The sequence below is a fragment of the Brasilonema sp. UFV-L1 genome, assembly GCF_012912105.1.
Classification (GTDB): domain Bacteria; phylum Cyanobacteriota; class Cyanobacteriia; order Cyanobacteriales; family Nostocaceae; genus Brasilonema.
Genome location: NZ_QMEA01000026.1, coordinates 1 through 21415, shown reverse-complemented (window position 1 = coordinate 21415; position 21415 = coordinate 1). Strand labels below are relative to the sequence as shown.

Below are 21415 nucleotides of genomic sequence, written 5' to 3'. Positions count from 1 at the left end.
TTAAATAAGTTCAGGTTCAATCAACCTATACACTTCGTTGAAAGAATTGATAGGAATTATTAACAAAAATCCGAGCTACATTTATAACCCTGGACGGGTGTCGGCGACTGGTGCAAGATGTCGGTTAACGCTTCTGAGTGCCAATACCGTCACACAAAGTGCGATCGCTCTTACTGACATTGGGATTAGTTTTCAGATAATCTCGCACCCAGTCGCAACCATAAGCTAGTATCTTATTTAGATCGACGACACGATCTAAATTCCACAGAATCACTGTCTTGTCGTCACTCGCCGAAGCGAGCTTTTTACCGTCAAGACTGAAAGCAACTCTCCAAACTTTGCTGCTATGCCCATTGAGAGTAGCCAGTAACTTGCCCGTCTCGATTTTCCACAGTTTGATGGTTTTGTCTGCACTCGCCGAAGCTAGAATCTTACCATCAGGACTGAAAGCCACTCCAAAGACTATAGATTGATGTCCCTCAAGAGTATTCAGCAAAGTGCCGTCTCGCTTCCAGAGTTTGACCGTCTTATCTTCACTAGCTGAAGCGATTGTATTGCTGTCAGGACTTATTGCAACTCCCCAAATCCCAGCTTTGTGTCCCTTAAGAGTATTCAATAAGGTGCCGTTTTTATTCCACAGCTTGAGTGTCATGTCTCCACTGGCTGAGGCGATTGTATTGCCGTCAGGGCTTATTGCAACATCCCAAATCGGCTCTTGATGCCCCTTAAGAGTATTCAGTAAGGTGCCGTTTTTGTTCCACAGTTTGACTGTTTTGTCCCACCCCGCCGAGGCGATAGTGTTCCCGTCGGGGCTAAAAGCAACTCCCCAATTCCCAGCTTCGTGTCCTTTAAGAGTATTCAGTAAGGTGCCGTTTTTGTTCCACAGTTTGACCTTTGTGTCCAAGCCCACCGAGGCGATCGTACTACTGTCGGGACTGAAAGCTACTCGGTAAACTGCTGCTTTATGATCAAGTGTAACAGGTAACGTGCTATCCTGAGTCCAGAGTTTGACGGTTCCATCGTCACTCGCCGAGGCAACCGTCTTACCATCAGGGCTGATGGCAACTCCAATAACCGCAGCGCTATGACCTTGGAGGGTAGTTAGCAACGCACTGTCTAGTTTCCAGAATTTGATCGTTTCATCTGCACTTGCCGAGGCTAAAATCTTGCTGTGGTTGAAACTGACTTTCCAAACCCGATCATTATGTCCATTAAGTGTAGTCAACAACGTGCCATCCTTGTTCCAAAGCTTAATAGTTTTGTCCCAACTTGCCGAAGCTATAGTATTACCATCAGGGCTTATTGCAACTCCTGAAACACCAGCTTGATGCCCCTCCAGAGTTTTCAGCAACTTGCCCGACCTATTCGAGATCTTGACAGTGTTGTCTGAACTCGCCGAGACAATTGTCTTCCCATCGGGGCTTATTGCAACATCCCAAACTGTATCGTTATGCTTCGCGACCGTGGTCAAGAACGTGCCGTCCCGCTTCCATAGTTTGACGGTCTTGTCTGCACTAGCCGAGGCGATAGTATTCCCGTCGGGGCTTATTGCAACTGCGTTAACCGAATTTTCATGTCCCTTGAGGGTAGTCAATAAGACAGGCATTTTATTATGCGACACTCTCCAAAGTTTGACCGTCCAATCATCACTCGCTGAAGCAAGCGTTTGACCGTCACGACTGAAAGCAACATTCAAAACTCTACGACCATGCCCCTCCAGAGTCGCCAGCAAAGTGCCGTTTTTGTTCCACAGTTTGATAGTCTTATCTTCACTCGCTGAAGCTAGAGTTTGACCGTCGGGGCTGATTGCAACATCTGAAACCCCAGCACGATGCCTCTCCAGAGTTTTCAGCAAATTACCGTCACGCTTCCAAAGTCTGACGGTTTTATCGTTACTCGTCGAGGCAAGCGTGTTACCATCTGGGCTGAAAACTACACTTTTAACTTCACCGCTATGTCCTTCCAAACGATTGTACTCAACCGCCCCATAAACTGCCTGCCGCAGAGCCAATTCAACCTTATTCTGAGTGTCTGCGTCCACACTTCCTAAGTTTTGCAGTTTTCGCTTCGCCCTAATTGCTTCTCTAAGCGCGTCTAATTTTTGATTTGAAGCAAACAGCGCTGCTGAGGATTCACTAATCGCTTTAATTTCACTTTTGACAGAATTCTGCCATTGCCACCATGAATTCCCAGCTAGCATTAAGGTTACCAGCAAAACACCAGTAAGAACAAAAATAGTTAGCTGTCGTCTGCGCCTCTGTTTTTGCTGCTCTTGTTTGCGCCATTTAATGCTAGCGGTAATAAAACGTCGCGTTCGTGGTGTTAGTTCATCTCTGCGTTGTTTGTACCAATCTTCTGCTACAGCTAGCCGCGTTCGTTGCAATAAGGCTTCTGGGTTTTGATGGCTATTTTCCCAATCACGCATTTCTTGCTTGAGTCTTTCTTGCCAAATGCGAAACTCACGGTTTGCTTCTATCCACTTCCGCAAGGTTCTCCATTCCCGAATCAACGCTTCATGGACAATTTCTACTGTTTCTATTTTCTCAGTTTCATCCCACCCAGTCACCACTAAACGTTCATCAGCCAAGTGTTTGACTAAACCCCAATTTTCTTCCCCCACCTCGTTGCGAGTCGCCACACGCCTAGTATCTTCCGTCCCTTCCCCTGGACGCACTAACTGAATAAATACTCTTTGTGCTTGTTGTTTCTCTTCCTCAGATAGGTTTTTTAAAACTTCATCAGCGTGTTTTGCTAAAGCTTTTTCTAAACCGCCAATTTCTTCATAAGCCTTGTGAGTCAAATACCAATTTTTCTGTTTTGACCAGAGTTGGGTTAAAGCAAATTCCAAAAGAGGTAAACGACCAGGGCGATCGCCCACACTATTAATAAGTTTACTTGTTAACCCCTCCTCCAATTCCACCTTCATTTTTAAAGCTGGTTTTTCAATCGCATCTCGCAATTCCTTTTTGTCCATTGGAGTCAGTAACAATGGGGTGTATTCTTGCAAAGCTTTCCCCATTGGTTGATAATCAAGCACAATTCCCAAAAAATCCGCTCGCAGCGTCAACACCAGCGTCAACGCTGGAATAGATTTTACAGCCAAAAGCAGTACATTCAAAAAACTGTAACGTTCTTCCTGAGCAGCAAGAGTGTAAAGTTCTTCAAACTGGTCTGCCACTAACACCAAACGCTGATACCCTGAGGAGTGAATGATATTTTCGAGAAAATGGCATAATGCTGTCTCATCATGTCGCAAGTTGACCTCAAATTCTAGTTCAGTCAACCGACTCTGGGCTTCTCTTGATGCTTTTGGTTGTCGTTGTACCAGGGACTGGCAATATTTGCTTAGGGCGATCGCCATTGCATCAAACGGATTTTTCCCTGGACGAAAACTGACTATCCCCACATTCCCAACAGATCTTAAACGCGGAATCAACCCTGCAAACACAACAGAAGACTTTCCACTCCCAGAAGCACCAACTACAGGAACTAACGGTTTGCTGTTTACTGCTTCCACTAAAGAAGCAATAAACTTCTCCCTACCAAAAAAGAAGTCTGCATCTTTCTCCCCAAACGCAGATAAACCGTGATAAGGACATTCAGGAAGTTCACCAGAAAGTCCTCCCAAATCTTCCCAACTCGGTGGCGGTTCAGTTGTATTTTGACAGATAATTGGTAACCAACTCACCCCCGGTAGCTGCTTTGCAATATCTGTGTCATCTGCAAGTTCTTTCAGCTTATCTCTGGCTTCTCCAACTGCAGTAAATAAAGATTGACCTTCAGCAAAAGAACTTAAAAAATATTTGAGAAACTTTTGTGCTAATTTATCTGGCACTTCTTCCCGCCAGACAATAATGTAGGGAAGATTTAAATCTGCTAATTGCTTTGCTAAACCTAAACCATCGCAGGAATTGAAAATTGCTAATTTTAAACCTTTGTTAATTGCTGCTTTCAGTGTTCTTTTGATTTCTGACAAACTTAAACTATCATTGGGATTAATATTTATAATGCCTGTTTGACCATCACTTTTTGTCTCGCTATGACCGGCAAAAAATAGGATATCACAAGCTTCTTCCCAGAGTGCGTTAAAATCTGAACGATTTGGTTCAGTCAAAACTATGAGTTCTGCTGCTCGTTTTTGCAATTTTTGCAGTAACTCTTTATCGGCACTAGTATCAATATTTTTACTGTCTCCAAAAATACTAATAATCCTAGGTCTTCTAATTTTACTAAAAGTGGATGATTTTTCTGATGCCGTAGTACTTGCAACACAAGAGTGAAAACAAACAGCCGCTTCACAAGAGAAATTTTGAGTAAAAAAATCCCATTCCTGCCAAGGAAGTCGATGTAAAATATCCTTGGTTGTCTGTGATCCAATTTTCTGTGTGTTGATAATCAAACGAATTTCTGGTTGAAAGTCTTGTGGCAATGCTTGTTTTAATTCTGATTGAATAGGGTAAAGCCACTGATGAAGGTGACGGCATAAACGCTGAGCAGAATCGTAACAATCTGTTTTGGAAATATGAGTGACTTGGTTCTTTTTAAAACCACCTCTGGAATGCTTCAGTAACGAGTAGTATTGCTCTTTCCAGCGTTGATAGGAAACTGGAATTTCGGCATTTGGGGGTAATTGCACTTCTAGTTGTGTGATGTTACGCTGTGCATTTGCTACCGTCACCTCAAGATTGAGATTACCAAACCCGCGCTCAAAGTTTCCGTCACCAAACTCCAAGTTTACCCATATTTCCATAAACGACCATCCTAAATTAGTTTACGTAACACATCACTATTGTTTTTTAAAAAATGATTAATCAAAAAGTCATAACTAAGGCGAAAATCAGCCCTAGTTCATATACATCACTCGACGACTGCGAGAGTTTTCAGCTTCTAACTCTACTCTTTTGTAAAAGAGCATAGCTTGGTGCGATAATTGCACTGTTGTATCCAATTTCATGGATAGCTACAAGTGTCAAAATATTGATTTCGTAGAAAATACTATTTGAAAAATAAATATACTCTCTTGAAATATTATTATGGTATATATTTGATTTAATAGTATAAAAAGTGGTAAAAATGGGCGTTAATAGCTAAGTATGACTAACTTTGAAAATAGATATTTTTCTGCCATTAATAGTATTAATATAACTTTGTCACAAACTAGACTCCAAGTGATTTCCACTGATTACTGAAGAGACTTTTATCTACTTTTGATGCTAGAAAGTTTACAATTCGATTGGTTTGCATATATCACAAATCACTACATTTTTTCATGGAAATATCTGATGTAAAAAAGTGAACTCAACAAAATTATCAATTAATCTATTAACTTATCTAATCTATTCTGCTAGACTTAAGACCCCTACGACAAACCGCCAAGGAATGTCTACAAGCCTGGAAACCCTAGTCAAGCACTGGCTCGGCTACACAAACAAAGGCTGCCTCCACAGGCTAAAATCAGTCCACATAGGTGGACTTCGCCTGTATAGCCAAGCCAGTGCGTTGGGGAGCCAGTGCGTTGGGGAGCCAGTGCTGCACAGAGAAGTGCCTTGCGCGGGTTCCCCGCGTTGTGGCAACTTCGGAGAGGGTTTCCCGACAGAGGCATCTGGCGTTAGCGCAGCGAGACCGATAGGCGAAGCCGTGCCGTAGGCATAGGTCTTCCCCGGAGGGGGGTCTTGCCCCCCAACCCCAGAGGGGACGCATGTGCCCCCCGTTGAAGCAACTGGCGTCGGGTTTCCCGACTTGTAGACGCCGGAGGCGGTGAGCCAGTCCGGTGGACGGGTTCCCCGGCATAAAGGAACTGGCGGAACGCGCAGCGAGACCGGAGGTCTTCCCCGTAGGGCTTCCCGTAGGGTAGCAACTGGCGCGCGATTTCTAATCGGCAGGTCTTTTTGCATGTATTGGGATGCTCCCCTGTCCGGATGAAATTTTTTCATCCTTCTTGCACGAGTCTAAACTCCAGTAAACTTAACAAAGCTACATATATAGAGTGCAGTTAATCAGATATTTTTAACATTTGTTATCCTTGATCAGGGTTATTGATTGTTACACTACTATGGCAGGCAAATAAATTATGACAAATATGTAAATTTATTTATCTATTCATCAAAGCAGAGAATTAACTCTTTAACATTCTTATAGTTATGTATGAAGCAAATTTATAAAGTGTTAAGAAACTGCATGAGATAGATGTCTCACCCTTGATAAGGTGTTAAACCATATTAATATTTGATTTTGAATCATCCTGAAAAAACAGGAGAGTTGGAATGGTTGGTAATTTACAATTCCAAGGCATTGATTTGACTAACTTGAAAGAACCACAAATTCATCTTCATAGTCAAATTCAACCTCATGGAGTGTTGTTCGTTCTCAAAGAACCTGATCTGACAATATTGCAGGTTAGCAGTAATGTATCTTCTGTTTTTGGTATATCTCCCGAGAATCTACTGCAAACTAAACTAGAAGATTTACTCGACTCTTTTCAAATCGAGAGAATCCAAGCAGGACTATTAGAGGAAAGTCTTGATTATATCAATCCCACAAAAATTTGGGTGAGAAAAAAAGGTGATGATTACATAGTCTTTGATGCCGTTTTCCACCGAAATTCAGAAGGATTCTTGATTCTGGAATTAGAACCTGCGATTTCTCAGGAAAATATTCCATTTTTAAGCTTTTATCATCTGGCAAGAGCTTCTATCAACCAACTAGAAAAAACTGCAAATCTCAAAGATTTCTGTCAAATCATTGTTCGAGAAGTCAGGAAGGTCACAGGATTTGATAGAGTGATGCTCTATAAGTTTGATCACGATGGGCATGGTTCAGTTGTTGCTGAAGAAAAACTAGAAAGCCAAGAACCTTATTTAGGTCTGCACTACCCAGAGTCAGATATTCCGAAACCAGCAAGAAAATTATTTACTTCCAATTGGATTAGATTAATACCGGATACTCATTCTAATCCTGTAGAAATTGTCCCAAACAAGAATCCAGAAACTGAACGTCCGCTTGATTTAACGAACTCCATTCTCAGAAGTGTTTTCTCTTGTCATATGGAGTACTTACATAATATGGGTGTAGGTGCTTCTTTGACGATTTCTCTGATGAAAGAAGGAAAACTCTGGGGATTGATTGCTTGTCATCATCAAACACCAAAGTATGTTTCCTACGAATTGCGAAAAGCATGCGAATTTTTGGGTCGATTGATATTCTCGGAAATTTCTGCTAGAGAAGAAACTGAAGATTACGACTATCGCATGCAACTGACATATATCCAATCAGCATTGGTTGAATATATGTCCCAAGAAGAAAACTTTATTGATGGGTTAGTTAAACATCAACCAAATCTCCTCAATTTAACTGGTGCTCAAGGTGCGGCTATTTGTTTTGGCGGTCGTTATACATTAATTGGTGAGACGCCCAAAGAAGAAGACGTAAATTTTTTAGTTCAATGGCTCAAGAGTCACGTGAAAGAAGAAGTCTTCTACACGAATTCTCTGCCGCACATTTATCCGGATGCTGAAAAATTCAAGAATGTTGCCAGTGGTTTATTGGCGATTCCGATTTCTAAACGAAATTATGTTTTGTGGTTTCGCCCAGAAGTCATTCAAACTGTTAATTGGGGAGGTGATCCCAATCAAGCATTTGAGTTAAGTCAGTCAGAAGGAAATTTACGTCTGCGTCCGCGTAAATCATTTGAACTATGGAAAGAAACAGTTCGTCTGACTTCTTTACCCTGGAAACATGTAGAAATAAAAGCAGCGCTAGAACTACGCAAAGCAATTGTTAATATTGTGCTGCGTCAGGCAGATGAATTAGCACAGCTTGCACAAGATTTAGAACGTTCCAACGCAGAACTGAAAAAGTTTGCCTACGTCGCCTCCCACGATTTGCAAGAACCACTTAATCAAGTGGCTAATTATGTGCAATTGTTGGAGATGCGCTATCAAGACCAACTTGACGAAGATGCTAATGAGTTTATTGGCTACGCCGTTGAGGGAGTCAGTCTTATGCAGACGCTGATTGATGATGTGTTGGCATACTCTAAAGTAGATATGCAGGCAATTGAGTTTCAGTTGACTGAGGTAGAGACAGCTTTAGAACGTGCTTTGACCAATTTGCGTAAACGCATTTCTGAAACTGGGGGTGTTGTTACTTATAATGAGTTACCAACTGTGATGGCTGACAGCACACAACTGATGCAGTTATTCCAGAATCTCATTGGTAATGCCATTAAGTTCCGTAGTGACAAACCACCAGAAATTCATGTAGAAGCAACTCGAACTGAAGATGAGTGGCTGTTCTCAGTACGGGATAATGGTATAGGTCTGAATCCGCAGTTTAGCGATCGCATTTTTGTCATCTTTCAGCGCCTGCACACACGCGACGAGTACCCAGGTACAGGTATGGGTTTAGCTATCTGCAAGAAAATTGTCGAGTGCCATAGGGGGAGGATTTGGGTAGAATCACAACTTGGAGAAGGAGCAACATTCTACTTTACGATTCCAGTCGGAGGACGCGATCGTGAGCGCAGAAATGGACGAAAAGCACAAAACAATCTTTTTGGTAGAAGACAATAAAGCCGATATTCGTCTCATCCAAGAAGCATTGAAAAATAGCTCAGTGCCACATCAAGTCGTGACAGTCAGAGATGGCATGGACGCTATGGCTTATTTGCGCCAAGAAGGGGAGTATGCCCAAGCACCACGCCCCGATCTCATTCTGCTAGATTTAAACTTACCTAAGAAGGATGGTAGAGAAGTTCTGGCAGAAATCAAAGCTGATCCCAAACTCAAACGCATTCCCGTAGTCGTGCTGACAACATCACACAATGAAGATGACATTTTCCACAGCTACGACTTACACGTGAATTGCTACATTACCAAATCTCGAAACCTCAGTCAGCTATTCAAAATAGTCAAAGGGATTGAGGAGTTTTGGCTAGAAACTGCTACTTTACCATTGGAATGAGAGTTGGAGACGAGAAGGAGGATAAGTAGGATGAGCAGGATGAGCAAAGATATTTTCCCACACTCCCCCACTCTCCCACCTCCCTTATCTTCTCTCTCAAGACTCACTAATTTCATAAGTAAAGAAATGGGGGGTGAAATTACAAGACAATGGCTATAAGCTATTCTTCAGTAAAAATCTTGTTGATTGAAGACAATCTGGCAGAAGCTAGATTGTTACAAGAGTTTCTGAAGCAAGCCAAGTCCCATAAGTTTAATGTAGTTCATGTCAAAAGATTGGGGGAAGCCCTTAAAGAACTCAGTCGGGGAATCTACGATGTCATTTTGTTGGATCTAACGCTACCAGATAGCCAAGGATTAGCATCCCTCACTCCTTTGATGAGTCATGCTCCTCGCGTACCAATTGTCGTACTTACTAATACCAATGATGATGATCTTGCCTTAGAAGCAGTGCGGCGAGGAGCACAAGACTATCTCGTCAAGCGACAGGTTAATTCAGATTTACTCATTCGCTCTTTAAGGTATGCAATTGAGCGTAAACAAGTTGTAGAAACACTACGCACAGTCAATGAAGCATTAGAAATTCGGGTTCAAGAACGAACAGCTGAACTGGTGAAAGTCCAAGAAATCAGCCAATTTAAATCTGAATTTGTTTCGATGTTGTCTCACGACATTCGCAATCCCCTCAATACAATTCAACTCATTGCTGGATTACTGCAAAATAATGATGACAAATTGCCAAAAGAGAAAAAGTTTTCTCATTTTCAACTGATTCGTTCAGCTATTAAAAACGTAGCTCAGCTCTTAGATGAAGTGTCATTATTAGGTAGAGCTGATTCTGGGCAGCTTCATTGTGAATTACATCGATTGGATTTGGAAAAATTTTGTTGCCAACTTGTTGAAGAAGCTCAACCGAGTATACAGCAAAAACACTTAACTCTAATTTTTACGAGTGTGGGAGAATTAAGTGAAGCATTGTGGGATGAAAGCCTGTTGCGTCATATTTTGAGCAATTTACTCAGCAATGCTATTAAGTATTCACCTAATGGTGGTACAGTTCGGTTTGAACTCATTACTCAGGAAAATAGAGTCATTTTCCAAATACAAGATGAGGGAATTGGTATTCCCAAAGGAGAACAGCACCAGTTGTTCAAACCTTTTTATCGTGCTTCCAATGTGGACAAAATTCCCGGTACTGGCTTAGGGTTGGCAATTGTTAAAAAGTGTGTAGAGACACTCGGTGGTGAGATTTCCGTTCATAGCGAAGTTGAGGTAGGTACAACGTTTGCAATAATGCTACCGTTGATCAGAGGAAGTACAGAATAAGATACTTACAGGTATATGTAAAAAAACAGGTGAGTATCAAATCACGCCAGCCATAGAACAAGGTAGTACAATCTTGATGTTAAATAACGATTGTTTGACACAAAGAGTAAATGCTTATCAAAATACATTAGAGTGTAATGAAAGTTTATATTCGGAGTTTACTCAACTTGTAGCAAAAGTTCCTTTTCTGGAAAACCATAGAAACCATATAGAAGCTAATGATTTAGGTTTTGGTGACAGAGCATTTCATTATATGTGGCTTTTATTGCTTCAGTATATAGCTGATAAATTTCCACATCCTAAATTCTTAGAAATTGGTGTTTATAAAGGTCAAGTCATCAGTCTTTGGGCTTTGATAGCTTCGCAGCTAAATATAGATATATCTATTACTGCTATTAGTCCACTTAGAGGAAACCCACGCCCAAAATCACCATTAGTGGCACTATCCATAGCTCTGTTTAATACTAAATTTCGCAAAAACTTAAGATTTGGCAATTTTTATGATAATGAAGATTACCTCTCAATTATTTCTAATTTATTTGAGAGTTTTGATCTCGATTTTACCAAAATTAGGATGATTAAGGGTTACTCTAACGATGAGCTTGTCATTCAGCAGGTAAAAGACGAAAAGTTTTCAGTCATTTACATTGATGGAGACCATACCTTTGAAGGCGTGACACAAGATATCAATAATTATGCATTGAAAGTAGAGAAAGGAGGTTTTTTAGTTATGGATGATGCTTCCTACTATCTTCCTAGCAAAAGTTTTTGGAAAGGTCATGAAACTGTTTCTCGTGCGTGCAAAGTTATCCCTTCATTAGGTTTTACTAATGTTTTAAACGTTGGGCATAATCGCATTTATCAAAGATTAGAGTACACAGAACATGACTCATAAATAAAAGGTAAGAATTCAGGATTTGTGAATAGTTAAACTCTTTCAAACAAAGCACGATAAACAGGTTCACCCTTGTTTATTGTCACCATCTCCCGTTCTGTAGGAACTGGTAGCGGGTTTTCTGGTAGCCATTTTCCTGTACCAAGTTTTTGAAAAGCAAAATTTTCTGCAAAGCGATCGCACATTTCCACCGCCACAAACTCAATATCCGATTGCAAAAATACAATACCCCCAGGTACCAGAAATTCTGCCAGTTCTGCAACTAACTCTGGTTGCACGACTCGCCGTTTTGCATGACGGTTTTTAAACCAAGGATCAGGAAATTGAATTGTGACGCGTTGTAAACTTCCTTGAGGTAGAGAAGAGAAAAGCGATCGCAATGAATTATTTGCATTGCAAAACACATAGTGGAGATTTGTCAGTCCCAACTCATCCCGCCACTTGTTCGCTTCCACCACTAACGGTTCGCGAATTTCTAAACCCAGAAAATTCCAGTTTGGTTCAGTTTTTGCCATGCTCAATAAAAAGCGCCCTCGTGCAGATCCAATATCTAGATGTAGGGGTTGGTTTGGCTGGGCGTAAACTTTTTCCCAATCTAGGGGATTAATGAGTGTTTGATACTTGTGTGCAAGAGGGTTAACGTGTTGACGGACTCTAACAAATGCCAAGATTGATTCTCCTTATCTTTACTACCGCGACTTTGAAACTGAGCTTTCAAAGTCTTCATCTTCCAGTTTTAGCTTTACATTAATAATTATTTAGTTTTTCAACTAAATAATTAGTATTACAATATTAAGCTGTTGCGTTTTTTGTAAGCTGAAATCCTCGCAGGCAGGATTTGTAGCCGGAACATTGTAGAACCGACAGCTTAAAACTGTCATTTTTAGTCTTTATTCCCTATTCCCTAAATCATTTCAAGAAAATATGTGCCTTTGTGACAAATTTTTCTGCTAGAGGAGATTGTTTGGAGTGTCAGAGTCTTGGCTGGTTCTACTACTTAAAGGGTTTACTCTGTTTGCTGGACTTATTGTCGCCATTGGTGCGCAAAACGCCTTCGTTCTGCGTCAAGGTCTTAAGCGCCAATATGTTTTCGTGACAGCAAGTATCTGCTTCCTGTGTGACTTCATCCTAATTACTATCGGTACTATCGGGTTCGGCACACTGAGTTCAAAAGTTCCAGGACTAACTCAGGCGGCTGCGTGGGCAGGTGCGGTATTTCTTTTATTTTACGGCTTGCGTTCATTTAAATCGGCTCTTGCTCCACTAGTCATAGATATAGATAAAGTGGATACCCAGTCAAAAAGTTTTCGCAGTACTGTTGTGACAACGCTAGCACTCAGCCTTCTAAATCCACACGCCCATCTCGACACCCTGGTAGTTGTTGGTAGTATGGCGACTCAGTACTCATTGAGTCAGCGCTTTTTTTTCGCGCTTGGCGCGAGCGGAGCCTCCCTAACCTGGTTTTTCGGACTTGGATATGGTGCAGCCTGGCTAACTCCATTGTTCCAACGTCCATCTGCCTGGCGAATTCTTGACACTATCATCGGCTGCATCATGTGGTCTATCGCTGTATCCCTCATCTTTGCTGCACTTAACAACTCGCTCTAGTACTCTACCAAGGTAACTTTGAGGGGCTTCCCGCAGTCTTTGGACGCAAAGAGCACGTATCTGCTAATTCCTTCGCGTGAGCCGTTTGCATCACTACTTAGTTCTGCAACGTCTTATTCTGTTCGGTTGTTCTCTCTAAAGCTGTCAGGTTCAGTAAGGATGCGCCGCACCTCATTTTGGCATTGTTCAATAACTTGCCGCACACGACGGATTGTCTCGCGATCATCTGAGTTCAGGGCATTTCGTAATCCACCCCACACTGTCCGCGTCAAGTGATCCAATTCGTCTTGTAGAAAACCGATTTCGGCAAGGCTTGCAGCAGATGTATCAGGTTCTTTTAATCGCCCCCAAAAAGCATCCACTTCTTGGGCATGAGCCTCTAACTCAACCCGTCCAGTCTCAGTCAGATGATAAACGCGCCGCGCTGCTTGGTGATCGGCGCGCACCAATCCCATGTCCTCCAGATATTGCAGAGTCGGATAGACTGTCCCAGGGCTGGGAGCGTACTGCCCAGATGAACGCTCCTCCAGCGCCTTGATAATCTCATAGCCGTGTTTGGGTTCGTCGCGGAGTGCGTCAAGCAGCACGTAACGCGCCTCGCCTCGCCGGACTCTGCCTTCTCCTCCTCTGCGTCTACCTTCTCCTCTATGGAAATGAGGCTCGTGTCTGCGGGCATGGTGTTCGCGTTCTTGATGATGTCGTCTTATTCGCTCATGCATAGGATTATTTTCTTTTTTGTTCAACATGTTTTTATTATATCACGATATATCGTTAAACGACAAATACGTTTGTCCGCTGCAACCGAATTGTTAGACCTCATTCGGGACCGATGCAAAGTATCGGCTTTTCCGTCGTCTTCTGTAAGAAAAAGGAATTGCTCCAATCCGAATTGGAAAGGAGCGTCTTTGCAGAATACTTACCAGTGATAATGTAAATTATCAAAACTCTTAATTTACGGTTGTTTCAGGTTGGAAGGAGAGCAATACGCAGCATTTGTATTACATAAAAATGCCAGCGCCAGGAAATAGCTCGCCCTCGACAACTGGTGGTACCAAAAAAATCGCAGCTGCACGTATGCTCAAGAACCTATCCATATCAGTAAGTTGGTTCTTAGGATCACCACCAAAATTTGTACTACCAAGCCAAGTTTCTTGTGTGAGCATTCTAAGCAACCGTTCGGGGGTATCTTGAAAACTCACAAAGTTCAACCCTGTGCGAAAGCCAGGAGCACTATCGAGGGGTTCGAGGAAGTCGTAGCCTTGGCGGAAAATGCGGAGTGAAGTGCGATCGCTCACTGGTGTAAGGTGATGGTTTGCTCTTTGGACATGGCTTTGCTTTAGGATTGTTTCATTCACAGTCTCAGGTTCAAAGAAAGCTTCGTTGCCAGGGCTTAAAACATCCGTTCTTCCTGTGACTGGACACCCTGTTTTGATGACTGGATGACCTTCACTATCAAGGGACATCAAAGGACAACCAGTTATTTTGTCTCTACCTACCAATAGCTCTTGTTGTTGACGATTGAGCTTTTGCCAAACTGTCAACTCAATTGCAATCCTCAGGAATACTAAATAAGTACCGCCTTCAATCCATCGCTCCTCTGGCGGACGAGGTTTAATTGCGATCGCGCCAGAGCGTTCTGAGCTTTTCATGTTAGAGATGCCGTCATGAAAATCAATCCAGCTACGTCCATCATCGCGTTGAAACCCACTGTAAAAGCCAGTCAAAAGTAATGGAGCAGCACCTGTAGCTAGATCGCTCATGTTTTGCAACGCTTTCCATGTCTCCACAACTGCACGATTTACCGCCAGTTGTGTTTCTGCAATAAACTGCACTGCAATCTCCTCAGTAGCAGGGTTCGTTTTCACATCATCTGCATACCGCAGACCCGAACCAATCAGTAGTGGACCTCCTCCAGTTGGTAACGGTGAGCGAAAAGCGCCAAATTCCCTAATCTGACTAGGTACTTGGCGCTGAATACCAGGGAGTTTAAAGACATTTGCACCATAGCCAACAAGAACCGTTAGATCGCCTGCAGGAAGGGGGTGTTCTGGTAAATCTGTTAACTTACCGTTTTTCAACTCCTGATACATCTGCCAAAGCTTACCAAATGCTTCTCCCACCTGGCGAGCATCCAAACCTGGTAAAGTACGTAAAAATAAAATATTAAAAAAGTTACCAGGTTTGACCCCCGGAGAATGATAAATTCCCTCTTGCAATTTGCCAGCCACTCTCTTTAACTCCTAAATCCCATTGTTCGCGGTGCTACTCGTACCATTTGTTGCGTGTTGTCAAACTCTTGCTTGAGAGACTGTATAGTCTGACAAATGTCAGCTTCTTGGCATTGGATAGGAGCGTCAGTTGCACTGAGAATGACATACTCATCCTCTGCAATTGGAGTTGGTTGCCCAATAACTACCAGAGGTCCGACTTCCATCTGTTGTACCACTTGAAAACCACCTGTTAGCGGTTCTTCATTGCCACCAATAGCCACCGTAATATCATCTAAAAACGCTGGTTCGTCATCACCAGGACCAAATTCCAAACGTTGACACATTTCTTCTGTTGCACCTCTGCTCAAACGCACCCATGAATCTGGAATGGGTTCCCCCCTGAACAAAAATACATTTTTTGTGAATGAACGAATATACATTCCTAACGGGTTAGCAAACGCAACTGTATGTCCGTTAAAAGCACCTCCCAAGGCACCCATTGCTGCATTTGGGTCTGCATGACGACACGCTAAATGTTCCACACCGAATTCACGGAAAAGTTGTTCCCGTGTTGCTTGTTGTGGATTGCTAGCAGTGCCACTGGCATAAGGCTTGGCACCAAACATCACAATGTAAAGCAGGTCGTCAAGCCCGTTAATCGGATGGGTCATAAATAAAGCGTTGTCAGTGTTTAACTTACCAGTTGGTTGACTGGGGACGCCAGCATCAATCAGCTCGTCATCATTACCATGACCTGCAACTAATGTAGAGAAAGCAATTGAGCGCTGCTGTTGAGTTAACGCAAGTGGATCGCTGACTCCGTAAAGGTCTTCCCAAGTTGGCTCAAAGCCAAGTACACTTTGTGCGATCGCACGCACAGCTAGAGGGTCATGCTTAGCAACAGATACCCAATACTCCCGCAATTCAGTTGTGACTTGGACTCGTTTTGGTCGCATCCGACCTGTAGCATCAGCCTTCTCAATAATTCGATATTCGCAGTACTCGTTATGCAAGACGTGTCTTCCTCGGACACCCCAATCAGATAATTGCCGCGCCACTTCTGCACCAAGACAAAAGTTAGGTTCTGCTGGATCGCCAAACCACTTAATTGGTGCTGGAGTAGGGTCAGTCAAGGTGCTGGGATCAAGGGTAAAAAAGCGGCTACCAAAATCGGGCTGTAAATTCGCATAGGCAGCTTGAATTGCTTCATTCCATTTCTGAACTAAGTCAGTACTAAGTTGGTCAGCACGACCTGGAATGTCATAGACCATAGCTCGTCGCTCCTTTTTTCATCTAATTAGAACTTACGCATTGACAGAAGTTTGATTATGTGTATTTACCTGATTTTCAATAACGGAAGTTAAGCTTGGAGAGCTTTCCCGCTTGTATTTTTAATATGTGTAAGCAAAATTAACTTATGCACCCTTGGGGACAAAAATAGGAAAAACGCCAATACAAGGTAAGACAGTGTGAAAGAACCGCTGCACGGTTCGATTTTTATGTACAAATGTTAAGCAAAATCACTGGCAAGCAGCGTAGCGAAGCAAGAGTTATACTCTTTTTAAAAAGAGTTTTTTTACACCCTACTTTTAAAATTGTCATTAAATCAATGATTTCAAATTTTCGCTTTGCTGTAGTCAGCGATTTGCACCTTGCGCTTTCCCATACAATCTGGAATCATCCCAGTCGTTTTCATTTGGTGGAAGTTAGTATTCCTGCGTTTGAAAGTGTACTAGAACATTTAACACAACTTAATCTAGATTTTCTTTTGCTTCCAGGAGATTTAACTCAGCACGGTGAACCAGAGAATCATGCTTGGTTGGAAGAACGCTTAAGACAGCTTCCTTTTCCTGTCTATGTTGTTCCTGGTAACCATGATGTGCCTGTTGTAACGGCGAATGAACAATCGATTGCTGCCTTGGATTTTCCGCATTATTACCGTAAGTGCGGCTACAGCGATACTGACCAACTTTACTACACTTGTCAATTACTGCCGGGTGTTAGGCTTATTGGTCTAAATTCTAACTCTTTTGACGACCAAGGACAGCAGATAGGATGTTTAGATACACAACAACTACGGTGGTTAGAAGAAGTCTTACAACAGTGTGGTGATCAATTTGTGTTAGTTATGGTGCATCACAATATTGTTGAACATCTTCCTAATCAATTAAATCACCCAATGGCAAATCGTTATATGTTAGGAAATGCAAAAGAAGTGTTGCAGATGCTAAAGCGCTACGGTGTTCGCCTGGTGTTTACAGGACACTTGCATGTTCAAGATATTGCTTATGGCGATGGCGTATACGATATCACAACAGGTTCTTTAGTCAGCTATCCTCATCCTTACCGAATATTAGAGTTTCGTCAGGATAATCACGGTCAACAATGGTTACAAATACTATCCTATCGCGTCGAGTCAGTTCCTGATTTCCCAAACTTGCAACACACATCTAAGAAGTGGATGGGCGATCGCAGTTTTTCCTTCCTTGTCAAACTCCTAACTCTGCCTCCTTTAAATTTACCAATGTCCCAGGCAACAGAATTAGCTCCTAGTTTACGCGAGTTTTGGGCAAATATGGCTGATGGAGATGCTTTGTTTGATTATCCCAACTTTCCAAGCGAACTGCGTCGCTACTTTGAAAAGTATGGTGCGATCGCACCATGTGGGACTCCATCATTTATTGACAACAACACGACGTTATTACTTTAAGGACAAACAAAAATCTGTCACTTATTCTCGACTTCCTGTAGCACGGCAAATTCCAAAAACAGAGGTATAATTGTGTAACAAAGTATTACCACCTACAGGACCGATTTCACCACCGCAAAAAAAGCCTGCTAAAGGGATATCTTTGAGGTAGCGTCTAAACAGTTCAGAATCAAAGTTAGGTTTTCCGTAGAGTCCTTCACCACGTCCTAAACAGGAGAACATCAGCGCACCAACTGCAGAGGGTTGTGCAATTTGCCTTCTATGATAACTTTCTAACAGAAATTCCAAGTCTTCAGCGGAAGCTTGAGCATCGCGCAGGTGAAATTGCAGGCGTTGTCCAGGGCGAATATAGTCTGCAATTGCAATTGCCCCAGCTGTTGGATCTACCCCTAATATACTACGAATCAAAAAGTCTCCTTGATGTAAATCTTGCTTGAATCCATCCATCGCCAACCCAACAAACAGGGAATGTTGTGCTAACACTCGGTCTTCTTCACTCAGTTGAGCAATCAAATTTCGCAAGACTATCAATGGGATTTGCTCATCGAGTTCCATGATAATGTTGCGATCGCCTCTGGTCACTTGGTACGGTTTACCAATCGGTCGGCATCCTTGTGCCACAATCGTTTCCAAGACAATATTGCCACTCAAAGCAACGCCAATCGTCCCTTCAGTATACACTCTGTTATTGTAAAATAGGGCGATACGACTTCCCAAACCCCCTCCACTTGAAAGTCCTCCCACCGTTACCGAACCAGGATAAGCAAAGTCAATCCCTTGTAATAAATCGTTAATTCCAGAAGAAAACGAGCCAGACAGCAAGATAAACTGAGGCACGGGTGTGGATGGTACACCTATCAAATCAATCCAATCATCTGGCGGACTATCCAAGTCAGGTAATTCATCAGGAAAAATATGAAAAGCTTTAACACTGACTTGGGGCAGATGCGCTAAAGTCAAACTCAGGGCAGGTTCTGCTTCCAACTCATGGATTTGTCCGTACCCAGTTGTGCCAATAACACCACCACCGCTACAACCAATCAGCACAGGAACTGAAAGTTGCTGTGCAAGTAAGGGTAAAAGCCGCGAATACTCACTTGTAAAAGCAGACGAAATGAACACCAGCCCTAAATCAGCAGGTACTGTTAACGACGAGACAGCTTGTTGTACGACATCTGTAATAGCTGCTTCCAAAGAAGGACGGGTGGATAAGGCGTTTGCCCACTGCATTTGATCTGCCATGAGTTTTACACTCTATTTTTTTGACGCTCATTGGTTTTTTATTTTTATCGTATCAAGAACCGACGATCGGACTCTAGCGACACTCAATGTCTGTAAAATCTTAAAAGATAAGGACGAATAAAGAACCATTCGTACGGTTTACAGTAATAGTTATGGAGTACATTCCCCCAACTTACTGGTAAGACGACTTGTGGTCAACAACTGTAAAATGAGGAATGATGCAAAAACCGTCATTTTTCAATTTTTTCTATACTTGTATTGAAAACACACAACAAGATTAGGGAAATGAGCAACATGCAAGACACAATTGGACAAAACATACAAGACAGAATCGAACAAGAAACAGAGCAAGCGCGTGCTGCTTGCGATGTCTCAGGTAGCAACTCTCCTGAGTGTGCTGCTGCTTGGGATGCAGTAGAAGAATTGCAAGCTGAAGCTTCCCACCAGAAGCAATCTAAACCCAAAAACTCTCTTGAAAAGTACTGCGATGCTAATCCAGAAGCAGATGAATGCAGAGTTTACGAAGACTAGAAATTGACTCAGCCGCATTTATCTATAGCTGGTGAACAAGCAACCAGAATCTATTTGCTTGGTGTCTGAGATTCTAAAGGCACTATCGTACAAAATCTCACTCCAACCTCACTCCATTTTCTGTAGAAGGTGGACAATTCAGGTAACGAGTGAGATTTTCTTGTAATCCTCTATATCAAAGCCTGTTTTTTAAACTTAATAGAGAGATCAAAAAAAAAATTTAAGGTCTAATGGAATACTATATAACCGTTAAGTATCTATTATAGTCCTCAGTGTATCATCTAAAAAAACTATGAATAATGAAGTCTGGTTTCGTCCGTTTGTCTGGATGGACTACCGATTAGCAGTCTTATTTACGGTAATTATCCCGATCATTTTACTCGTTTGGGCATTTGTACAAAAAGCCGATGCAATACAACGCTTGCTCGTGATTTACTGGCGAGTCTCAAGTTTGCTGGCAATCACTGTCTACTTGATGATTGGGGGCTTTGGAGTTAGTTTTTTATCAGGGCTGATAGGTCGTATCCTGATTCCCATATCACTGTGGTTCTGGGTAGATCTCAATGATGAAATTGAGTATCACCCAGATGGGGCTTTAAAGTTACTTTTCACCTCTTGGCGCTGGGCTACGACTGTCTATTGTACTTTGGGTACAATTGCCTCTATACCTTTTGTGGGTTGTGCTTTTTCCGACATTACGAGTGACAATCCCTATTGTCGCGTTTGGCTTGAGGCACCGTTACTCTATAAAGAGTATTTCCATGCCAACAGCAAACCTGGATTTCTTGGCTTTCTAGGCATCCTTGGTTTAATCATCTATGTAGTTTGCTTAAGCTACTTCGTCCTCGTTAAACTAGGTAAGCAAGGACGCTCAGCAACACCCCAATAGCTAATAATCTCTAGTAATACCATTTCACGAAAGTCCTGATACAACTAATTCCCCCGACTCTCCCGACTCCCCCGACTTGCCTACCATGTTCTAACCTTAAAGTGAAAGGGTATAACGGCAGTTCAGAGTCGCGGGCAATCAGAAGCACAGACTCATTCGCTAGGAAGAATTCAAGACTTACCAAGTCAGAATTCATACAAAATTCCTGACTTCTGACTCCTTTTTGGTCATTTTGAAAATGAACAACTCTATTAGCAAGCGCTTGGAACAATATAGCGCTAAACGCCCCCAAGAAGTCCTGCTTGTCACAGTGGAAATAGCAGGTGAAGAAGACCAAATTGCCATTTTTAAAGGGTTTTCCAGTTCTTTGACGCGCCCAACCGCATTTGATCCCGACGTGCCTGTACTGCCAGATGAGGCAAAGATTATGACAATTGACCGTGTAGCCAGTCCTTATAATCCTGAAGCACCTCGCTACATCCAACAAGGACTTTCTTGGGACAACATGCAAGTCTTATTGTCAGAAGTCGGAACGTAGAGTCATGGAGTCAGGGAGTGAGGAATCCTCTGTGTGTAATAAGCTAAACAAATTGTATATTAATGGCAAAACTATGTTAAGTTATGATAAATAATTTTAAAAGTCGCTAATTAAGCTATCATCTTTTAGCAATCTAGGGTAAGTTCTTTTTCTTAATACCATTTACATATATATTGACCAAGCAGACGCGTTTGAGGTCGCGTTTGGTAAGAATTTTTATTACCATCACAGCCTGACAACGCACGGGAATGGTATTGTTCCGGACTTGGTCAACACCCCTGCCTAAAGGCTATTGGCTCTCTAGCCTCAAATCTTTAGGATTAGTTGACCCGATTAAGTACCTTGAGTACTACGTTATTGGCAAGTGTTAAAGTTCCTACCTACGGATGCGCAGCCCCTTCGGGGTTCAGCAGTCGCAGCCTACGGCTCGCTCCGCTAACATGGGGGAAACCACGCCAGGTGCTACAACGGAGGGAACCTCCAAGGGCGCACTGGCTCCCCAAGAC

General features: G+C 42.5%; 15 protein-coding genes. 9 read left to right on the top strand and 6 right to left on the bottom strand.

Going from position 1 to position 21415, the window contains the following annotated elements; genetic code table 11:
• Window positions 1–124: 124 nt before the first annotated feature.
• Window positions 125–4750 (bottom strand): CHAT domain-containing protein, encoded by a 4626-nt coding sequence (locus DP117_RS10750; RefSeq protein WP_169218298.1) that lies wholly within the window; start codon window positions 4748–4750, stop codon window positions 125–127.
• A gap of 1513 nt (window positions 4751–6263) precedes the next feature.
• On the opposite strand from DP117_RS10750, the gene DP117_RS10745 reads away from it, so the two are divergent.
• From DP117_RS10745 to DP117_RS10730, 4 genes are all read left to right on the top strand, one after another.
• Window positions 6264–8570 carry an ATP-binding protein gene (locus DP117_RS10745; protein WP_169218297.1) on the top strand — a complete coding sequence of 769 codons (2307 nt, stop codon included), beginning with the start codon at window positions 6264–6266 and terminating at the stop codon, window positions 8568–8570.
• On the top strand, window positions 8515–8961 hold the full coding sequence (locus tag DP117_RS10740; RefSeq protein ID WP_169218296.1) for a response regulator: 447 nt from the start codon (window positions 8515–8517) through the stop codon (window positions 8959–8961). The genes DP117_RS10745 and DP117_RS10740 overlap by 56 nt, the downstream gene beginning before the upstream one ends.
• 149 nt (window positions 8962–9110) lie before the next feature.
• The gene (locus DP117_RS10735) at window positions 9111–10286 is read left to right on the top strand and encodes a hybrid sensor histidine kinase/response regulator (protein ID WP_211176039.1); all 1176 of its coding nucleotides are present in this window, start codon (window positions 9111–9113) and stop codon (window positions 10284–10286) included.
• Window positions 10287–10362: 76 nt separating this feature from the next.
• Window positions 10363–11181, top strand: a complete 819-nt coding sequence (locus tag DP117_RS10730; protein WP_169218295.1) for a class I SAM-dependent methyltransferase — start codon at window positions 10363–10365, stop codon at window positions 11179–11181.
• Window positions 11182–11213: 32 nt separating this feature from the next.
• Here DP117_RS10730 and trmB read toward each other — a convergent pair whose 3' ends face one another.
• Window positions 11214–11849, bottom strand: a complete 636-nt coding sequence (trmB, locus tag DP117_RS10725) for a tRNA (guanosine(46)-N7)-methyltransferase TrmB (protein WP_169218294.1) — start codon at window positions 11847–11849, stop codon at window positions 11214–11216.
• Window positions 11850–12150: 301 nt separating this feature from the next.
• On the opposite strand from trmB, the gene DP117_RS10720 reads away from it, so the two are divergent.
• Entirely contained in the window at window positions 12151–12789 is a 639-nt protein-coding gene (locus DP117_RS10720; RefSeq protein WP_211176038.1) for a LysE/ArgO family amino acid transporter, read from the top strand.
• Window positions 12790–12902: 113 nt separating this feature from the next.
• On the opposite strand, the gene DP117_RS10715 is transcribed toward DP117_RS10720, so the two are convergent.
• From DP117_RS10715 to DP117_RS10705, 3 genes are all read right to left on the bottom strand, one after another.
• On the bottom strand, window positions 12903–13508 hold the full coding sequence (locus DP117_RS10715; RefSeq protein WP_169218293.1) for a PadR family transcriptional regulator: 606 nt from the start codon (window positions 13506–13508) through the stop codon (window positions 12903–12905).
• 279 nt (window positions 13509–13787) lie between these two features.
• The gene (locus DP117_RS37215) at window positions 13788–15017 is read right to left on the bottom strand and encodes a Dyp-type peroxidase domain-containing protein (protein WP_169218292.1); all 1230 of its coding nucleotides are present in this window, start codon (window positions 15015–15017) and stop codon (window positions 13788–13790) included.
• Window positions 15018–15022: 5 nt separating this feature from the next.
• Window positions 15023–16270: a hypothetical protein gene (locus DP117_RS10705; protein WP_169218291.1), complete on the bottom strand. Its 1248-nt coding sequence runs from the start codon at window positions 16268–16270 to the stop codon at window positions 15023–15025.
• A gap of 338 nt (window positions 16271–16608) precedes the next feature.
• Here DP117_RS10705 and DP117_RS10700 point away from each other — a divergent pair, with 338 nt between their 5' ends.
• Window positions 16609–17709: a metallophosphoesterase gene (locus DP117_RS10700; RefSeq protein WP_169218290.1), complete on the top strand. Its 1101-nt coding sequence runs from the start codon at window positions 16609–16611 to the stop codon at window positions 17707–17709.
• A gap of 21 nt (window positions 17710–17730) precedes the next feature.
• On the opposite strand, the gene DP117_RS10695 is transcribed toward DP117_RS10700, so the two are convergent.
• Window positions 17731–18951, bottom strand: a complete 1221-nt coding sequence (locus tag DP117_RS10695) for an FIST N-terminal domain-containing protein (protein WP_169218289.1) — start codon at window positions 18949–18951, stop codon at window positions 17731–17733.
• Window positions 18952–19236: 285 nt separating this feature from the next.
• Between DP117_RS10695 and DP117_RS10690 the strand changes: the two genes are divergently transcribed.
• From DP117_RS10690 to DP117_RS10680, 3 genes are all read left to right on the top strand, one after another.
• Window positions 19237–19482, top strand: coding sequence for a Calvin cycle protein CP12 (locus DP117_RS10690; RefSeq protein ID WP_211176037.1), 246 nt, complete (start codon window positions 19237–19239; stop codon window positions 19480–19482).
• Window positions 19483–19774: 292 nt separating this feature from the next.
• A complete protein-coding gene (locus DP117_RS10685) occupies window positions 19775–20371 on the top strand; it encodes a DUF3177 family protein (protein WP_169218287.1) in 597 nt (198 codons plus the stop codon).
• A gap of 238 nt (window positions 20372–20609) precedes the next feature.
• On the top strand, window positions 20610–20909 hold the full coding sequence (locus tag DP117_RS10680) for a hypothetical protein (protein WP_169218286.1): 300 nt from the start codon (window positions 20610–20612) through the stop codon (window positions 20907–20909).
• Window positions 20910–21415: the final 506 nt, after the last annotated feature.

Coding starts and splice junctions, on each gene's coding strand:
- DP117_RS10700 (WP_169218290.1), top strand. CDS start 16,609: ATGATTTCAAATTTTCGCTTTGCTGTAGTCAGCGATTTGCACCTTGCG.
- DP117_RS10680 (WP_169218286.1), top strand. CDS start 20,610: ATGAACAACTCTATTAGCAAGCGCTTGGAACAATATAGCGCTAAACGC.
- DP117_RS10745 (WP_169218297.1), top strand. CDS start 6,264: ATGGTTGGTAATTTACAATTCCAAGGCATTGATTTGACTAACTTGAAA.
- DP117_RS10735 (WP_211176039.1), top strand. CDS start 9,111: ATGGCTATAAGCTATTCTTCAGTAAAAATCTTGTTGATTGAAGACAAT.
- DP117_RS10730 (WP_169218295.1), top strand. CDS start 10,363: ATGTTAAATAACGATTGTTTGACACAAAGAGTAAATGCTTATCAAAAT.
- DP117_RS10715 (WP_169218293.1), bottom strand. CDS start 13,508: ATGCATGAGCGAATAAGACGACATCATCAAGAACGCGAACACCATGCC.
- DP117_RS10690 (WP_211176037.1), top strand. CDS start 19,237: ATGAGCAACATGCAAGACACAATTGGACAAAACATACAAGACAGAATC.
- DP117_RS10685 (WP_169218287.1), top strand. CDS start 19,775: ATGAATAATGAAGTCTGGTTTCGTCCGTTTGTCTGGATGGACTACCGA.
- DP117_RS10750 (WP_169218298.1), bottom strand. CDS start 4,750: ATGGAAATATGGGTAAACTTGGAGTTTGGTGACGGAAACTTTGAGCGC.
- DP117_RS10705 (WP_169218291.1), bottom strand. CDS start 16,270: ATGGTCTATGACATTCCAGGTCGTGCTGACCAACTTAGTACTGACTTA.
- DP117_RS10695 (WP_169218289.1), bottom strand. CDS start 18,951: ATGGCAGATCAAATGCAGTGGGCAAACGCCTTATCCACCCGTCCTTCT.